The organism is Faucicola mancuniensis (assembly GCF_046523945.1).
Classification (GTDB): Bacteria; Pseudomonadota; Gammaproteobacteria; order Pseudomonadales; family Moraxellaceae; genus Faucicola; species Faucicola mancuniensis.
The window spans coordinates 185095-203295 of record NZ_CP171363.1 but is presented as its reverse complement, the minus strand read 5'-3'; the positions used below and the strand labels follow the sequence as shown (position 1 = coordinate 203295).

Below are 18201 nucleotides of genomic sequence, written 5' to 3'. Positions count from 1 at the left end.
GGGCGATATGGCAAAGATTTTATGTATCACCTTAAACCCAGCGATTGACATCACTTTGAGCCTTGACACGCTCAAAGTTGGTGCGGTCAATCGTGTGGCAAATAGCCAAACGCACCCTGCGGGCAAGGGCATCAATGTCGCCAGTATTTTGGCACAATTGGGACATGACATTACCGTAACAGGCTTTTTGGGACAACAAAACCGCCAAAGTTTTGATGATAAGTTTTCTCAACTAAATTTTGACAATCAATTTGTTTATGTGGCAGGTGAAACTCGCCAAAATATCAAAATTGCCGAAAATAACGGACAAATGACTGATATCAATGGCAAAGGTTTTTTGGTTGATGAACGTGCCAAAGCCGAACTTTTGACAAAAATTGACAATTTGGCAAAACAGCATGATTTTATCGTGATGTCAGGCAGTTTGCCACAAGGCTTTAGTTTGGACGATTTTGCCAATTTGATGGTAAATATTCAACAAAAAAATCCAAAACTTGCCATAGACACCAGTGGTGAAGCCCTAAAAATCGCCATCAAACACAATCCATTTTTAATCAAACCCAACACCGATGAATTAGCCGAAAGTTTTGGTGTGGCGTGTCAAACGCTTGATGAACAAATTCAATTATTTCAAAAACTTAACAGTAAAATTGAACACATCGTTATTTCTATGGGCGAAAAAGGTGTGCATTGGCTCAAACGCTCGCCAACCCAACAAACCATCACCGCAACATCGCCAAAAGTTACCGTCAAAAGCACCGTTGGGGCAGGGGATACGCTGGTCGCTGGCATGGTGCATGGGCTGTTAAGCCTTGATGACGAGCGTCAAATTTTGACGCAGGCGGTGGCAATGGCAAGCCATGCGGTTACGATTATCGGTTTTGATGTGGCAAATCAACAGCGATTAACCGAATTATCAAGCCAAATTCAAATTATTTAAAAAATACTAAATTGGAATAAATTTATGAATAAATTATTAATTATTTATCCAAAGCAAGATGTTAAGGCTTTGGTGCTTGCTAAAAAAATCGCCTTTGATGCCAAACAAAAAAACGTGGAAAGCCAACTGCTTGACGACAGTCAGCTTGCAACTTTGGACAATGCGTTTGCGACAACTACCGAGCGTGTCGCTGTTGTCGGTGATGTCAATGTGCAGTCTTTATCAACATTTGCCGATAAAACCACCCTTGTCAATGCCGATAATTTGCACCAAGGCAATGCCTATGAAGCGGTGTTAAATCAAGGCATTAGCCCAATTGCAACCCATGTTACCAGTAACAACCAAAAACCGTTATCATTTGTCGGTATTACAGCCTGTCCCACTGGCGTGGCTCACACTTTTATGTCAGCAGAAGCCTTGGAAAATATTGGCAAAGAGCTGGGTTATCAAGTCAAAATTGAAACGCAAGGCTCAGTTGGGGCAAAAAATATTTTGACCGATGATGAAATTGCCAATGCCGATTTTGTGATTTTGGCGACCGATATTGAAGTCAATGCCGACCGTTTTGTTGGCAAAAAATTATACCGCACGTCCACAGGTCAGGCACTCAAACAAACCAAACAAACCTTTGAAAATGCCATCACTCAAGCGGTCGTTCATGGCGGTGCAGGTGCGACCACTGCCAAAGCCAGCACCAATAAAACCGAGAAAACAGGTTTTTATAAACATTTGATGACGGGTGTGTCATTTATGTTGCCGATTGTGGTGGCGGGTGGTTTGCTGATTGCCATGTCTTTTGTGTTTGGGATTAAGGCGTTTGAACAAGAAGGCAGTCTTGCTGCGGTGTTAATGCAGACAGGTAAAGCGGCATTTACCTTGATGATTCCGATTTTGTCAGGTTATATTGCGTATTCTATCGCTGACCGTGCAGGGCTTGCGGCAGGTTTGGTCGGTGGTTTGCTGGCTTCACAGCTTGGTGCGGGCTTTTTAGGGGCGATTGTGTCGGGCTTTTTGGCAGGTTATATTGCCTTATTTTTAGCCAAAAAACTACAGTTACCACAAACTTTAGAAGCCCTAAAACCGATTTTAATCATTCCATTATTAAGCTCGTTGGCGATTGGTCTGTTGATGTTTTATGTGGTCGGCGAACCTGTGGCAGTCTTGTTAAAAGCGATGGAAAACTTTTTGACCAATCTAGGTACAGGCAACTTGGTATTGCTCGGTGCGGTGTTGGGTGCGATGATGTGCGTGGATATGGGCGGTCCGATTAATAAAGCGGCTTATACCTTTTCGGTCGGTTTATTGACCTTGGATAATCCGAACCAATTTCCGATTGCAGCAGCGATGGCAGGCGGTATGGTACCTGCGATTGGCATGGGATTGGCGACTTTGTTGGCAAAAAATAAATTTAACACCGATGAACAAAATGCAGGCAAAGCCTCTGTGGTATTGGGCTTGTGCTTTATTTCTGAAGGGGCGATTCCATTTCCTGCCAACGACCCAAGCCGTGTTTTGCCAAGCTGTATCATTGGCGGTGCAGTAACGGGCGGTTTGGTCGGTTTAATGAACATGACGTTAGCGGCCCCACATGGCGGTGTGTTTGTGTTGTTAATTCCAAATGCGATTAACAAACCCTTGTTATACCTTGTCGCCATTGCGGTCGGTAGCGTGATTACAGGCGTGATGTATGCCGTGATGAAACCAAAAATGGCAACCATCGCCCAACCTGTTTAACAAAATCCCAAAAAAACACAGTGGTTTGTGATAACACAAGCCACTTTTTTGTGTTAAAATTTGGCAAAATCAACTTGATAAAACATTTGAAAAGGCAAAAAAATGATAAGAATCGGTCAAGGCATTGATGTTCATGCTTTTGTAAATACTGGCGAAATTGAACAATTTGTTACCTTAGGCGGTGTGAAAATTCCGCACACGCATAGTCTATTGGCACACTCTGATGGTGATGTGGTGTTGCACGCTTTTTGTGATGCCTTACTTGGGGCGTTGGCATTGGGCGATATTGGACAATTGTTTCCTGATACCGATGAGCGATTTAGCGGTGTGGATTCCCGTTTGTTATTAAAACAGGTGTATGATATTGTCAAATCGCACGGCTACAGCCTTGTTAATGCTGACATCACCGTCATGGCAGAACGCCCAAAACTTTTGCCATATCGTGAAGCCATGCAAGAAAGCATTAGCCAAGTGATTGGTTGTGAAAAAAACCAAATCAGCGTCAAAGCCACCACCACCGAAAAACTGGGTTTTACAGGTCGTCAAGAAGGCATTACGGCAAGTTGTGTGGTATTGATTGCCAAAAATAGTTAAAATAGCGTATAATATGCAGGTTTAAACATCAAAAATTCATCACCCTAAAAAGGTAACTATTATGTCAAATGATATTGAACAAACCATTCGTGAACAAATCGCCAATCACAGCGTACTACTGTATATGAAAGGCACACCACAATTTCCACAATGTGGTTTTTCTGCTCGTGCGGTTGAAGTTTTAACCCAAATTGGTCGCCCATTTGCGTTTGTAAATATTTTGGAAAATCCAGAAATCCGTGCCACTTTGCCAACCATCGCCAACTGGCCAACTTTTCCACAACTGTGGGTAAAAGGCGAGCTAATCGGCGGTAGCGACATCATCACCCAAATGTACCAAGATGGCGAATTGCAACCATTGATTGAAGCCAATAGCGAAGCGATTTAATTTTTTTAAAGTTTAAATCTTTTAAAAAAATTATCAAATTTTTTATGAATAAGGTACGATGATAAGTTGTACCTTATTTAATTTGTTATTCCCTTTGATTATTTAGACGTTTATCCGACATCAAGCCTTATGTATCAAGTCTTAGCACGCAAATACCGTCCAAAAAACTTTCACGAACTGTTAGGACAAGATCACGTCGCCACAGCGTTAATCAATGCGATTAACAATGAGCGATTGCACCACGCCTATTTGTTCACAGGTACTCGTGGCGTGGGCAAAACCACGATAGCCCGTATTTTGGCAAAATGCCTAAACTGTGAAACAGGTATCACAAGTACGCCTTGCGGTGTGTGCGACACTTGCCAAGCGATTGACGCAGGGCGATTTATTGATTTGATTGAGATTGATGCTGCTTCTCGTACCAAAGTGGAAGACACCCGAGAGCTACTGGACAACGTGCCATACGCCCCAACGCAAGGGCGTTACAAGGTTTATTTGATTGACGAAGTGCATATGTTATCCACGCATAGCTTTAATGCTTTGTTAAAAACATTGGAAGAACCGCCCGAACACGTCAAATTTTTGCTTGCCACCACCGACCCACAAAAACTGCCAATTACCATCATTTCACGCTGTTTGCAGTTTGTGCTTCGTCCCATTCCGCAAGCCCAACTTGCCGATTATTTGAGCCAAATTTTAAACAAAGAAAACATTGATTTTCAGACCGATGCGTTATGGCAACTTGCCAGCAGTGCCAAAGGTTCGGTGCGTGATGCCTTATCCTTGACCGACCAAGCCATCGCCTTTGGCAACGGACATATCAGCGATGACACCATTCGCCAAATGCTAGGATTGATTGACCAAGCCGATGTGGTGGCATTGATTGAACAAATTTTTAGCCAAAACACCCAAGCCCTTGCCCAATCCATTGGGCGTATGCGACAGCAAGTCGTTGATGCCAAAGCAGTTTTTGACAGACTGGCGGACGTATTGCACCAAGTTGCCATGTTGCAATGCGTGCCTGATGTGGATTTGGGCTTAAACCAGCAACAAACTGCCGAACTTCAGCAATTAGCCCAACATTTGCCGAGCGAATTATTACAGCTTTATTATGAAATCGTTATCAAAAGCCGTGAAAATATCGCCCTTGCCAATACGCCTTTACAAAGTTTAGAAATGTGTTTGTTAAGATTGTTGGCATTTAAACCGCTCAATCGTCAGCAACTTGTTCAAAATCCAGTTGCAACCGACTATCAATCAACTGAACCAGTTGAACCAGTTGAACCAACAAATATTGAAAATGTTGAAAATGTTGAAAATGTTGAAAATGTTGAAAATGTTGAAAATGTTGAAAATGTTGAAAATGTTGAAAATGTTGAAAATGTTGAAAATGTTGAAAATGTTGAAAATGTTTCGCCAAACCCAACATCGGTTCAGCAACTGCTCGTCCCACAACCGCAACAACTCACAGGCGAATGGACAGCCCAAAAATGGGATTATTGGGTGTATTTGGCTCGCCAAAATCATTGGCTAGACACAGACGAAATCGTACTTGCCAAACTGGGCATGATGACAGGTCAAATCAACGGTGCAAGTGAATTTTTTGGTGATGAAGACATTTTGAGTACAGGTGTGGCTTTTCAAAATTTTTGCAAAAAATTAAAACAGCATTTTCAAGGCATTGACGTTAAATTTAACAATAACGTAACGCAACTGCCTGATTTAAAACAACAAATCCCAGAGCAATTACAAAAAAACAGAGAAGCAATGGCATTACAAACCGCCACCGACCAAATTACTGCACAGCCGATTATGCAATTACTCTTACAACAACACGCCAGTATTAATTTAGTAAAATTACTTTGATTGGTTAATATTAATAAATAATATAAAAACAACAACAATAAAAAAGTTTTTAATAACAATGTTCTTTAGAAAAATTGACTAATGAGTACAATAAAAATTCAGGTTTTATAAAAAAAATGAGTTAAGATTATTTAAATTAATAAAAAAGTATTATATAATATATTTCCCTTAGTATAGAGTTAGGTAAATAAATATGTTAGACAATTTAAGAGGCATGGCAGTATTTGCCAGTGTTGTCCGTCATGGGTCTTTTAGCGGTGCAGCCAAAGAGCTTGGTATTACAACCAGTGCGGTAAGCCAACAAATCCGCTCACTTGAGCAAGATATGGGCGTGGTGTTGCTACACCGTTCAACCCGTAAATTAAGCTTAACCGAGGCGGGTGCAAGTTTTTACGAAAGTGCCAAAGACGTGGTAGAAGCAGCCGAGCAAGGTCGTATCCGTGTGCACCAGTTGCGTGATGAGTTGGCGGGCAATCTACGTATCGCCACCACGCCAGAGCTAGGCGTTCAGCACGTTTTGCCTGCGTTATCAACGTGGATGTCAGCCCATGATGATTTAAATATTCATTTTGAAGCGGACAATCAGTACATTGACATGATTGAAGAGCGTATTGATATCGCTGTGCGTATGTCGCCAAATACCAATGACAACAGCGTGTCAGTACACCCATTGAGCGAAGTGCGTCCAATGCTTGTGGCATCACCACATTATTTACGCCAACATGCCAAAATCGTTGAGCCAAAAGATTTGGTAAATTTACAAATGATTGGAATTACTTTGGTAAAAGACCCAGCGCAAGTAGAGCTAACCAGCGTAGAAACTGGCAAAAAAGTGCGTGTCAAAATGCCAAGCCGTATCCAAACCAACAACGTGCAACTTGCAATAACGTTGGCAAAAGAAGGCCAAGGCGTGGCTCGTATCTTGTCATTGGATATCCAAAAAGAACTTGCTAGTGGTGAATTGGTTGAAGTATTGCCAACTTATCATTTACCAACCTATATGCTGTATGCAGTAACGCCACGCCGTGAACAACAGACAACAAAAGTTGTGCGTTGCTTAGAAGTTTTGACCAAATATTTTGAAAAAAACTAATAAACTTTTGTTAATTTTATTAGTTGATTTTATTAAAAGCGGATACCAGTTATCCGCTTTTTTGTTGCCAATTATTTTAAAAAATTCATTTAAAGAATTTTGCTGAAAAATAAACACAACGAATTGGTTTTTGTGAAGTGATGGCTTTTATGTTAAACTAGACAGCTGTAATTTGACAAAAAATATTGAAAAAAAAGGACACACCATGCTCAGCAATTTTTCAAAAACCATCACGTTTATCGGTGGTGGTAATATGGCAGAAGCCTTGATAACAGGGCTTTTGGCAAAAGGTTTAACTGCCAGTTTAATCAGCGTGATTGACCCAGATACGCAAAAATTACAAAATTTTGCCGGCAAAGGTGTCAATGCCCTGAATGCGGACAATCTTGAACAAAACAAGCAACATCTCGCCAAATCCGATATTGTGATTTTGGCAATCAAACCGCAAGTGGTCGCCGATGTGCTAACGCCATTTGCGGACGTGTGGGACAGCCAATTGGTGATTTCTATCTTGGCAGGTGTGCCGTTGGCTCGCTTAGAAAGTTTGTTAGGCAACAATGTGCGACTGGTGCGAGCCATGCCAAACACGCCTGCGATGATTCAACAAGGAGCGACAGGCGTATTTTCCAAATTGCCACCAGATGACAAAGCATTGGCAACCCAAGTTTTATCGGCATCAGGCTTGGTATTGTGGGTAGAAAACGAAGAACTATTGCACGCTGTTACTGCCGTTTCAGGTTCTGCCCCTGCTTACTTTTTTTATATGTTTGAAAGCATGATAAAAGCTGGACAAAATTTTGGTTTAACCGAAGAACAAGCCAAAAACCTGGCCATTCAAACCGCTTTAGGCTCAGCAAAAATGGCACTAGAAAGCCAAGACAGCCCAGCCGTATTACGCCAAAAAGTTACATCGCCAAACGGCACAACCCACAGTGCTATTTGTGTATTTGATGACAATCAATTTGGCGAAATTGTAGAAAAAGCCATGCAAGCGTGCGTAAATCGCTCTATTGAATTAAGTAAAAATTAATTGATAATTTATTCATAATAAATAAAAAAGGTAAAATAACTGCATGACACCTATCATTTCAGGTATTTTTGATATTGTCGTTGGCTGTGCGATGTTGTTGATTTTTTTGCGTTTTATGGTGCAGTTTACAGGCATAGAACGTAAAGAACCGCAAGTCACTTTTTTGTATCAGCTCACCCAAGTTGTTGATGTGTTTGCTCGCATTTTTCCGACCGTTGGCGGTGGTAGGGTGAGTTTGTCGGCGGTGGCGTTGTTGTTTTTGCTCCGTTTGATTTTTATTTGGGGCGTGTTGGACATCATGAAAATTGATAGCCAATATATCGGATTTTTTAACAGCACCGAATACAACATGGCGATGATTGACTATTTAAACCGCTATTTTTCGCCTTATATGTTGTTTTTTGTGGCAGGAATTACGCTGGTTTTGGACTTTTTACGCCTAAGCCAACTGCTTATCATGGCATCATTTGTTATCAGTTGGATTGTATTTTTTAGCGACAAATTGCACCCAGCGTTGGCATTGTTAGGCAACTTAAGCGAACCCATCATCGCACCTTTTCGCAAAATCATTCCGCCAGTGGGTATGTTTGACTTAGCACCGATGATTGGGTTTTTCTTAATTATTTTATTAGAAACCATTATCCAAACGTTGGGTATCTATTTGATAAAATTGTAATTTTTTAAAAAATTAATAAAAGAAGCGTTTTGGAATTTTTTGAGCAGTTGGGTTGTTAGGGTGGGGGATATCCGCCACTTTTAACACCTGATTTATCCAAATATCTGCCATCTGCACCGCTTGAGGCAAGCTGTTGCCCAATGCCAATCGTCCAGCGATAAAACTTGCCAAACTACAACCCGAACCGTGATATTCCCCTGTTAATCTTGGCAAAATCGCCGTATAACTTAGGCGAACATTATTGTCATCATTCACATATAAAAACTGCTCAATGCCTTGTGCTTGGCTGTCGTGCGATGTTTTTACCAAAACTGCTTTTGCCCCTTGTTGACAAAGCTGTTTTGCCCCCAAATGCAAGTCATCAATCCCTGTCAAATCCCGCAATTCATGACTATTTGGCGTAACGATACTGGCATAAGGCAATAATTTAGTAAACGCACCGACCAAAGTCGCCTTGTCGCCCAGCGAACCACCACTATTTGCCACCAACACAGGGTCAAGCACATACGGCGTGCCTTTTGCAATCATGCCATCGGCAAACAACGCACTTAACATCTCAATATTATCGGTCGTGCCAAGCATACCTGATTTTATCGCTTTCACAGGCAAATCATTTAACACCGCCATCGCTTGTGCTTTAACCAAATCTGCTGAACACGCCTCAAAACCAAAAACTTGTTGCGAGCTTTGCACCGTAATCGCTGTACAAGCAACACTGGCAAATGCACCTGCCTGCCCAATCGCCTCAATATCCGCTTGCAAACCTGCACCACCAGAAGGGTCAAGCCCAGAAAAACATAAAACAGTTGGTCGCATTTTTTTATCCTTGTTTGTTCAAAATGGGTTAATGAAAAATAACAAGGATATTTTTGCATAAATTTTAAAAAAAGTCTTGCTTTTTTGTGCAACTCTGCTATAATGCCGTCCCACAACGATTTGAAATAAATCGTTCGTATTATAAAATGCTTGGTGACGTGGGTGAGTGGCTGAAACCACAGCCCTGCTAAGGCTGCATACGGGAAACTGTATCGAGGGTTCGAATCCCTCCGTCACCGCCATTTTTTATTTTAAGTGTTTTAAAAATTTTTTAAAAAAAATAATAAAAATGCTTGACAATATAAAAAAACATCTTTATAATACGCCTCACTTTAAAACGATATAAAAAATGATTTTAAAGTTACTTTTAGTAAAGCGCCCGTAGCTCAGTTGGATAGAGCATCAGGCTACGAACTTGAGGGTCGGGAGTTCGAATCTCTCCGGGCGCGCCACTAAAACAAAAATTATCGCCAAACCATGTTTAGGCGATTTTTTTATGCCTAAAATTTGGTTGTTTTGTATAACCTAACCCAAAATATTTTCATCACCCAATCAAAAATAAAGGTTTAGCTTTTTGCGTTTTTGCGTTAAAATTCTCCTTTCTTTGTTTATCCAATATCAATCGCATGACAAAATCCACCAAAAAAACCAAATCCACCACCGATTATCAGCCCAAAATCGCCAATGAACAACCTATGGTCGCAAAACCTAGCCTTAGACTGGTCGCTATGTTGTATGATGGTATGTTAATTTTGGCGTTGTTGTTTTTTATTACCATGTTGTTGGTGGTGCTTGGCACGCATTTGTTGTTGCCTATTGGTACGACTTCACAGCAAGCGACCGAATTGCCAAAATGGTATCAGCATTTGGTTTTAACGCCGTCTTTTGTTTTGACTTTGATTGGTTTTTATGGTGTGTTTTTGCGAAAATCTGGTCAGACGCTTGGTATGCAGACGTGGCGTTTAAAGACGATTCATCGTGATGGTTCGTTGTTAAGCTGGGGACAGGTTGTCAAGAGAGTGTTGTCGGCGTGTCTGTTGCCTACGGTGTGTGCGATTTTGGGCAGTGTGTTGCATGGTAGTCGTGGGGCGGTGTTATTTAGCGGTTTTGTGGGGTTTTTGTTTAATTATTGGTTTGCGTGGGTGAACAAGCAGGGCATTGCGGTGCATGATATGCTGTCGGATACGGTTACGCTAAAAATGCCAAAAATTGAGCATGAAGGCTTGTTTGCGTCTTTTCGTAAAAAATAATAGGAATTTTCATGAATACAATTCACACACCTGAAAATAGTATTTTGGGGCAATCCACCACTTACCCAAAAACCTACAGCCCAGAGATTTTATACCCTATTCCACGAGCGTTGGGGCGAGATAAACTTAGCCTATCAAATGAAAAATTAAGTCTTGGCACAGACTTTTGGCACGTTTTTGAACTCTCGTGGCTCAATAAAAACGGCATTTCACAAGTGGCAATGGCACGCCTTACCATTCCTGCGACTTCTTTATTTATCGTGGAATCAAAGTCGTTAAAGCTGTATTTTAACAGCCTAAATTTTACCGAATTTGACAGCGTGCAAGATTTGCAAAAAACGATAGAAACCGATTTGTCAAATTGCTTAAAAGCCAATGTAAAAATGGCGATTTTTGATGTTAAAAATGCGAACAGCTTGCCACTTGCCGAGCCGAACGGCATTTGTATTGATAATGCGTTAGATAATTCTAATAAAAAAATTGCGATTGTTGATGATGTGAATAACGCAAGTTTAGCGTTGTTAAACGAAAATGGCGAAACTAAATTACAAGTGTTTCATTCGCACCTACTTCGCTCAAATTGCCCAGTTACCAATCAGCCAGATTGGGGAACGCTTGAGATTGCCATTGACAGTCAGCCAATTGATACAGCAGGTTTGCTTGAGTATATTTTGACTTTCCGTCAGCATAACGGCTTTCACGAGCAATGCGTGGAGCAGATTTTTAGTGATTTGACCGAAAAATTTACCCCAAAAAGTCTGATGGTGCGAGCGTGGTACACTAGACGTGGTGGCATTGATATTAATCCGTGTCGTGTCAGTGATTTATCGCTTTTGCCAAGCCCAACACGATTAAACCGCCAATGATTTGTAATAATAAAAATATTAGGATAAAAAATGAAAAATAATTCAACAAAAATCGGTCAATTAATGCTTGACGTAGCAGGCACAGAACTCACACAAGCCGACCAAGAACTTATCAAACAGCCCCAAGTCGGTGGCGTTATCCTATTCGCTCGTAATGTCGCCACACCACAGCAAGTGCGAGAACTTACCGACAGTATCCGAGCGGTTAAACCGAACATTTTGATTGCCGTAGACCAAGAAGGCGGTCGTGTCGCTCGCTTTCGGCAAGGCTTTTCGCCACTACCGCCAATGGGCAAACTTGGCGAAGTGTTTGAGTGTGAGCCGATTTTTGCACTTGAGTTGGCTTTTGCCTGTGGTTACGTCATGGCAAGCGAAGTGTTGGCGGTGGGCGTGGATTTTAGCTTTGCCCCTGTGCTAGACGTGAATGGCGTGAGTGCGGTGATTGGCGATAGGGCGTTTCATCAGCACCCAACGGCGATTACGGCGTTGTCGGCAGAATTTATGCGTGGCATGAAATCAGCAGGCATGGCGACCACAGGTAAGCATTTTCCAGGGCATGGCTCAGTCGCCCCTGACTCGCACGTTGCCGATGCGGTTGATGAGCGGACTTTTGACGAGATTTATCAATATGATATGCAACCTTTTATCAAAAATTTTACCTTGCTTGATGCGTTGATGCCCGCCCATGTCATTTTTAATAAAGTTGATGATAAACCTGCGGGATTTTCACCGATTTGGATTCAACAAATTATTAGACAAAAGTTAGGTTTTGATGGCGTGTTATTTTCTGATGATTTATCGATGAAAGCCGCCCATGTCGCAGGTGATGCAGGCGAGCGTATCAAATCGGCTTTGACGGCAGGCTGTGATATGGGCTTGGTATGTAATGACAGGGATTCGGCATTGATTGCGTTGGAAAAATTGCAAAAAAATCCAGAACTTTGTAATGAAAAAAGCAGTCAGCGATTGGCAAACATGAAAGCAGATTTTCATGCTTGGCAAAATGATTTAAGCCAAACGGCAAACCTTCACGAAAATTGGCAAGCGTTGCAACAAAAAATTAATCAACAATTTTTTGCTTAAAAGCTTAATTTGAAATAAATCCAAGTTTTTTGCAAATATTTTAAAAAAGTATTTGACAATGGTATTAAAAATCCATATAATAATTTACCTAAGTTGTTGCGGGGTGGAGCAGTCTGGTAGCTCGTCGGGCTCATAACCCGAAGGTCGTTGGTTCAAATCCAGCCCCCGCTACCAATTATTTAGTAGTTTTGTTAGTGTCATTTTTTGACAAAAACTATTTAAATCATCTTATTTTGATTTAAACCCACTAATTAATTTGTGGGTTTTTTTGTATCTATAGGTTTTAAATTTCATCATTTTTTGTTAAATTAGTACGCAAGTTTGTTGTGAATGATGATTTTTAACCATTGATTTATAGATTAAGGATAATATGAAACTATCAACTAAAGTTGCCGAACTAACCCAAATTATTGAACCTGCGGTAACTGCTTGTGATGTGAGTCTTTGGGGGATTGAGTTTGTACCGCAAGGGCGAAAGTCATTATTACGCATTTATATTGAGGCGTTGCCAGAGGATAAAGCCGATGGTAAACAAGTTACCATTGAGGACTGTGCGACGGTGACGCACCAAGTCGGTGGCGTGCTTGATGTGCATGACCCGATTGCAGGTGAGTATATGCTTGAGGTGTCTTCACCGGGGCTTGACCGTTCGTTTTTTTCGGCTGAGCAATTGCATGATTATATCGGACAGACGGTTAGTGTACGTTTGATTCATGCTATCGGACAAGGTAGCCAAAAACGCCGTAAATTAACAGGCGAGTTGGTGAGTATTGATAACAATACATTGGTACTCAATGAAAATAACGAAGCAGTTTCTGTGATGTTGGATAATATTGATAAAGCCAATTTAGTTTATCAGTTTGATTGATATTATTAACCAATACTTTAGTAAAATTTAACAAACGTTAGCGTTTTAGGTGTTTACATGAATCGAGAAATTTTAACGGTGGTTGAAACCGTCAGTAATGAAAAGGGCTTAAATCCTGAAGATATTTTTGAAGCGATTGAACAAGCGTTGGTCGTTTCTACCAAGAAAAAAGTCTATAGCGAACAGCCTGAAGTTGCGATTCGTGTACACATTGACCGTAAAACGGGCGATTATGACACTTATCGTTATTGGACGGTGGTGGCGGACGAAGACCACGAAATGCCAGCGTGTCAGTTAGCGTTGAGTGATTTGGACGAAAATGAATGGCAACTTGGCGATATCAAAGAAGAACAAATTGAATCGATTGAATTTGGTCGTATCGCTGCTACTCAAGCCAAACAAGTGATTATTCAAAAAATCCGTGAAGCGGAGCGTTCATTGATTGCTGATGCGTTTGAACATCGCATTGGTGAGATGATTACAGGCGAAGTTAAAAAAGCAGCACGAGATGGCTATATTATTGATTTGGGCGACAATGTAGAGGCCCATTTGCCAAGAGAAAAAATGTTGCCAAAAGAGCAATTGCGTGTCAAAGCCCGTGTGAATGCAATTTTGGAGCAAGTCAATCGTGATAACCGTGGTGCTCAGCTTGTTTTATCAAGAACATCGCCACAAATGCTGACCGCATTAATGCAAAAAGAAATTCCAGAAATTGCCGAGCAAATCATTGAAATTCGTGATGTCGCTCGCCAACCGGGTATGCGTGCCAAAATTTCGGTGAAAACCAACGACCATCGTATTGACCCAGTTGGTGCGTGTATCGGTATGCGTGGTACTCGTATTCAAGCGGTGCAACAAGAGCTTGAAGGCGAGCGTATTGACGTAGTAGTCTGGTCGGACGACCCAGTTCAATACATCATCAGTGCTTTAGAGCCTGCGGACGTGGATAGAATTATTTTGGATGAAGACACCAAAACCGCTGATATTATTTTTGTTGCCAATGACCAGTTGGCACGAGCGATTGGTGCAGCAGGGCAAAATGTGCGTTTGGCATCAGAATTGACAGGCTATCGCCTAAATATGATGTTAGAAGAAGAGTACAACGCACGCCAAGAAACTGAAACCAAAGTGTATAAAGATTTGTTTTACAATCGTTTGGAAGTTGATGAAGACTTGGCTCAAGCCCTTGTGGACATCGGCTTTACCACACTTGAAGAAGTCGCTTATGTACCTGCTGAAACGTTTTACGACATTGAAGGTTTGGACGATGATGCGATTGACGCAATCCAAGAACGTGCCAAAGAAGCCGTCATTGCAGATGAATTGGTTAAGCAACAAAATATGAAAGAACCAAGCCAAGAGCTACTCAACCTTGAAGGTATGACCCAAGCATGGGCATACAAACTTGCCGAGCGTGATGTGATTACCTTAGATGACTTGGCAGAGCAAGCGATTTTTGACATTCAAGACATTGAAGGCTTGGACGAAAAAACCGCAGGTGAACTTATCATGAAAGCACGTGAATCATGGTTTGAATAATGAATATAGATAAATTAAATGAATAAAAAAAGGTGTATGAATGGCAGATAAAACCGTCAAAGAACTGGCAGAAATGAGCAAAAAATCAGTTGAAATCCTAAAAAAACAACTGGTAAGTGCAGGTCTGTCTGCTCGTAGCGACGATGACATCGTAACCGACGCAGAGCAAGAACATCTAATTGGTTTTTTAAAGCGGACACATGGTGAAAAACCACAAAGTGATAACCAAAAAAGTCGTATCAGCTTAAAAAGTAAAACCACATCAACTGCCAAAGTAACAGGCACATCAGGCAAAGCCAAAAGTGTCAATGTTGAAGTGCGTAAGAAAAAAACCTTTGAAAAGCCGAATACCAATAAGATCGCTGAAGAATTGGCAGCACGAGAACAAGCGTTAAAAAAAGAGCAAGAAAAAACACGCCTTGCCAAAGAACAAGCCGAAAAAGAACAGGCTGAAAAACAAAAAGCCAAACAAGAAGCTGAAGCTCGCCAACAAGCGACTTTGGCAGCAATGCGAGCCAATAGTGGTGTGAAAAAAGACAACGAAAGTAACAATGCAACTGTCGTTGTCAAAAAAGTGAGCAAAACTACTGAATCAGAAGTCGTTAAAACTGACAAAAAGTCAGACAAAGCAAAAGCGACTGATAAAAAAGTGGTGAAAAAAGAACCAGCGAAAAAAGAGAGCAGTGCTGAACGCAAAGCTCGTGAAGAGCAAGAAGAAAAACTGCGTCAAATTGAAGCGGAAAACCGTCGTAAAGCTGCTGAAGAAGCGCAAAAACGCACACTTGAACAAATACGTCAAATGGCGAGCAAATACTCAGACAAAGAAACAGAAAACACGACAGTCGTTCGTCGTGAGCGTGATGAACCTTTAGCTGAAGGTTTAGTCGGTGCGGCGTTAGAAGATTCATTTGAGCAAGAACGCCGTGAAATTAAACGTGGCACGTCATCAAATGCGAATAAAAATCGTCGCCGTCGCCGTGATGATGACAACGAACAAGAAATCAAAAACCGCTCACGTGGTTTAAAATCTTCGCACGCCAACAAACACAAATTTGAAAAGCCTGTAGAAAAAATTGTTCACAATGTTGAAATTGGTGAGAGCATTGTTGTGTCAGATTTGGCACAAAAAATGGCAATCAAAGCTCGTGAAGTCGTCAAAATGTTGATGAAAATGGGCGAGTTGGTGCGTGAAAACGAAACCATTGACCAAGAAACAGCTGTATTGCTTGTTGAAGAAATGGGACACAACCCTGTATTGGTTAGCTCAACGCAAGTGGAAGACTCATTGCGTGAAGCGGTTGGCGAAAAAAGTAGCAACGTGCAAGCTCGTCCGCCTGTTGTTACCATTATGGGACACGTGGACCATGGTAAAACGTCATTACTTGACAAAATCCGCTCAACCAAAGTGGCTTCAGGCGAAGCAGGTGGTATTACCCAACATATCGGTGCGTATCATGTGCAAACGGAACAAGGCGTGATTACGTTCCTTGACACACCGGGCCACGCTGCCTTTACTGCCATGCGTTCTCGTGGTGCAAAAGCGACAGATATTGTCGTGCTAGTTGTCGCTGCAGATGACGGTATGATGCCACAGACAGCCGAAGCGATTGACCATGCTCGTGCAGCAGGTACGCCAATTATCGTTGCGATTAACAAGATTGACAAAGACACAGCCGACCCTGACCGTGTGTTAAATGATTTAACCACCAAAGAAGTCGTCCCAGAAGAGTGGGGAGGTGATACGCCTGTTGTTAAAGTTTCGGCTTTGACAGGTCAAGGTATTGATGAATTGCTTGAAGTCATTCATTTGCAAGCCGAAGTGATGGAGCTAGAAGTCGCTACAGACGGTGCCGCTCAAGGCGTTGTGATTGAATCTCGCTTAGAAAAAGGTCGTGGTGCGGTAACCAGTTTACTGGTTAAACAAGGCACGCTAAATCAAGGCGACTTGGTACTTGCTGGTGAATATTACGGTCGTGTGCGTGCGATGACAGACGAAAACGGCAAAAAAATCACATCGGCGGGTCCTTCAATTCCTGTTGAGATTTTAGGCTTGCCAGACACACCAATGGCTGGTAGTGAGTTCATGGTCGTGAGCGATGAAAAACGTGCAAGAGAAGTTGCCGAATATCGTGCAGTTCGTGAACGTGAAAAAGTGCTAGAGCGACAAGCCAAATCACGCCTTGAAAATCTATTTGACCAAATGAACGATGCCAAATTACCAAGCGTGAATTTGATTTTAAAAACCGACGTGCGTGGCTCGCTAGAAGCCTTGTTATCATCGTTAGATGAATTATCAACCGATGAAGTTAAAGTCAAAGTCATTTCATCAGGTGTCGGTCCAATTTCAGAGTCTGATGTCGTTTTGGCAGAATCAAGCGAAGCAGTACTACTCGGCTTTAACGTGCGTGCTGATGCTGCCGCTCGCCGTAAAGCGGACGAAGCTGGCTTAGACATTCGCTACTATAGCGTGATTTATGGCTTGATTGATGACGTGAAAGCCGCCATGAGTGGTCTGTTATCACCAGAACACCGTGAAAAAATCTTGGGTATTGCTGAAGTGCGTGAAGTGTTCCATTCAAGCCGTTTTGGCTATGCTGCTGGCTGTATGGTTCAAGAAGGCACGATTATCCGTAACAAGCCTATCCGTGTCCTGCGTGATGACCAAGTGATTTTCACAGGTCAATTGCAATCGCTACGCCGTTTCAAAGATGACGTAACCGAAGTACGAGCAGGTATGGAATGTGGTCTTGCGGTAAAAGGCTACGAAGTCAAAGCAGGCGACAAAATTGAAGTATTTGAAATTCATGAAGTTAAACGTACTTTATAATTTCTAAACTTTTCAAATAAAAAGGTCTAATTGCGTGATAATTAGACTTTTTTTATCAAAATTTTTTATAAAAAAGGTAAAATAATGAACCAACGACTACAACGTCTAGCCGACCAAATTCAACGTGAATTGGCAGTGCTTATCCGTGATGAAATCAACGACCCACGTTTGACAGGGTTGGTTACGATTTCTGGCGTGAAAATCAGCCCAGATTTGGGCTATGCCGACATCTATGTTACCGTGATGGAAACGAACATGGACGATGCGATGGCAAAAGATTATCACGAAGACAGCCTAAAAGTGTTAAATAAAGCGTCAGGCTTTTTGCGTACCGAGCTTAGCCATATTTTACGCACTCGCACCACGCCACGCTTGCGTTTTCACTATGATGAAGTAACCGCAAATGCCAATTATATGATGAATTTGATTTCAAAAGCGGTGCAAAGCAGTGATGATAATCAAAATAATGATGATTAAATCATTGATTCAAAATGATTTAATTGGTTTTTAAAACTTTTTGACAGGTAAAAAAGTTGATGATTTGGCTAAAAAAGACGTGCCAATTTTTTGTGATAGTGCTAATAGCAAGTTGGCTCGGTGTGTTTGTTTGGACGCACCAACCCTTTGGCTT

Annotated in this window: 16 protein-coding genes and 3 tRNA genes; 18 read left to right on the top strand and 1 reads right to left on the bottom strand. The window is 41.6% G+C overall.

Going from position 1 to position 18201, the window contains the following annotated elements; all coding sequences use genetic code 11:
- Nucleotides 1–7: 7 nt before the first annotated feature.
- The 8 genes from pfkB to ACGTJS_RS00970 all read left to right on the top strand — a co-directional run bounded on the left by pfkB (nt 8) and on the right by ACGTJS_RS00970 (nt 8321).
- Entirely contained in the window at nt 8–940 is a 933-nt protein-coding gene (gene pfkB, locus ACGTJS_RS01005) for a 1-phosphofructokinase (RefSeq protein WP_410472540.1), read from the top strand.
- Between the two features lie 24 nt (nt 941–964).
- On the top strand, nt 965–2674 hold the full coding sequence (locus ACGTJS_RS01000; RefSeq protein ID WP_410472539.1) for a fructose-specific PTS transporter subunit EIIC: 1710 nt from the start codon (nt 965–967) through the stop codon (nt 2672–2674).
- Nucleotides 2675–2776: 102 nt separating this feature from the next.
- Nucleotides 2777–3268: a 2-C-methyl-D-erythritol 2,4-cyclodiphosphate synthase gene (ispF, locus tag ACGTJS_RS00995; protein ID WP_315043387.1), complete on the top strand. Its 492-nt coding sequence runs from the start codon at nt 2777–2779 to the stop codon at nt 3266–3268.
- Nucleotides 3269–3329: 61 nt separating this feature from the next.
- Nucleotides 3330–3656, top strand: a complete 327-nt coding sequence (grxD, locus tag ACGTJS_RS00990; RefSeq protein WP_410472538.1) for a Grx4 family monothiol glutaredoxin — start codon at nt 3330–3332, stop codon at nt 3654–3656.
- 129 nt (nt 3657–3785) lie between these two features.
- The gene (gene dnaX, locus ACGTJS_RS00985) at nt 3786–5522 is read left to right on the top strand and encodes a DNA polymerase III subunit gamma/tau (protein ID WP_410472537.1); all 1737 of its coding nucleotides are present in this window, start codon (nt 3786–3788) and stop codon (nt 5520–5522) included.
- 193 nt (nt 5523–5715) lie between these two features.
- Nucleotides 5716–6615, top strand: coding sequence for a LysR family transcriptional regulator (locus ACGTJS_RS00980; protein ID WP_410472536.1), 900 nt, complete (start codon nt 5716–5718; stop codon nt 6613–6615).
- A gap of 205 nt (nt 6616–6820) precedes the next feature.
- Nucleotides 6821–7645: a pyrroline-5-carboxylate reductase gene (proC, locus tag ACGTJS_RS00975; RefSeq protein ID WP_315044083.1), complete on the top strand. Its 825-nt coding sequence runs from the start codon at nt 6821–6823 to the stop codon at nt 7643–7645.
- Nucleotides 7646–7688: 43 nt separating this feature from the next.
- On the top strand, nt 7689–8321 hold the full coding sequence (locus ACGTJS_RS00970) for a YggT family protein (protein ID WP_315044080.1): 633 nt from the start codon (nt 7689–7691) through the stop codon (nt 8319–8321).
- 12 nt (nt 8322–8333) lie between these two features.
- On the opposite strand, the gene ACGTJS_RS00965 is transcribed toward ACGTJS_RS00970, so the two are convergent.
- Nucleotides 8334–9137, bottom strand: a complete 804-nt coding sequence (locus tag ACGTJS_RS00965; RefSeq protein WP_410472535.1) for a hydroxymethylpyrimidine/phosphomethylpyrimidine kinase — start codon at nt 9135–9137, stop codon at nt 8334–8336.
- A 152-nt stretch (nt 9138–9289) separates the two neighbouring features.
- Here ACGTJS_RS00965 and ACGTJS_RS00960 point away from each other — a divergent pair.
- The 10 genes from ACGTJS_RS00960 to ACGTJS_RS00915 all read left to right on the top strand — a co-directional run bounded on the left by ACGTJS_RS00960 (nt 9290) and on the right by ACGTJS_RS00915 (nt 18047).
- Nucleotides 9290–9379: transfer RNA gene (locus ACGTJS_RS00960), tRNA-Ser, on the top strand.
- Between the two features lie 133 nt (nt 9380–9512).
- Nucleotides 9513–9589: transfer RNA gene (locus ACGTJS_RS00955), tRNA-Arg, on the top strand.
- Between the two features lie 174 nt (nt 9590–9763).
- Nucleotides 9764–10387, top strand: coding sequence for an RDD family protein (locus ACGTJS_RS00950; protein WP_315044238.1), 624 nt, complete (start codon nt 9764–9766; stop codon nt 10385–10387).
- Nucleotides 10388–10398: 11 nt separating this feature from the next.
- On the top strand, nt 10399–11253 hold the full coding sequence (gene queF / locus ACGTJS_RS00945) for an NADPH-dependent 7-cyano-7-deazaguanine reductase QueF (protein ID WP_410472534.1): 855 nt from the start codon (nt 10399–10401) through the stop codon (nt 11251–11253).
- A gap of 30 nt (nt 11254–11283) precedes the next feature.
- Entirely contained in the window at nt 11284–12336 is a 1053-nt protein-coding gene (gene nagZ, locus ACGTJS_RS00940; protein WP_410472533.1) for a beta-N-acetylhexosaminidase, read from the top strand.
- Between the two features lie 97 nt (nt 12337–12433).
- Nucleotides 12434–12510: transfer RNA gene (locus tag ACGTJS_RS00935), tRNA-Met, on the top strand.
- Nucleotides 12511–12706: 196 nt separating this feature from the next.
- Complete coding sequence (gene rimP / locus ACGTJS_RS00930; RefSeq protein WP_410472532.1) at nt 12707–13204, top strand: ribosome maturation factor RimP; 498 nt, start codon at nt 12707–12709, stop codon at nt 13202–13204.
- A gap of 57 nt (nt 13205–13261) precedes the next feature.
- Entirely contained in the window at nt 13262–14743 is a 1482-nt protein-coding gene (gene nusA / locus ACGTJS_RS00925; protein WP_315043542.1) for a transcription termination factor NusA, read from the top strand.
- Nucleotides 14744–14783: 40 nt separating this feature from the next.
- Nucleotides 14784–17570 carry a translation initiation factor IF-2 gene (gene infB, locus ACGTJS_RS00920; protein WP_410472531.1) on the top strand — a complete coding sequence of 929 codons (2787 nt, stop codon included), beginning with the start codon at nt 14784–14786 and terminating at the stop codon, nt 17568–17570.
- Between the two features lie 84 nt (nt 17571–17654).
- Entirely contained in the window at nt 17655–18047 is a 393-nt protein-coding gene (locus ACGTJS_RS00915; RefSeq protein ID WP_410472530.1) for a ribosome-binding factor A, read from the top strand.
- Nucleotides 18048–18201 lie beyond the last annotated feature (154 nt).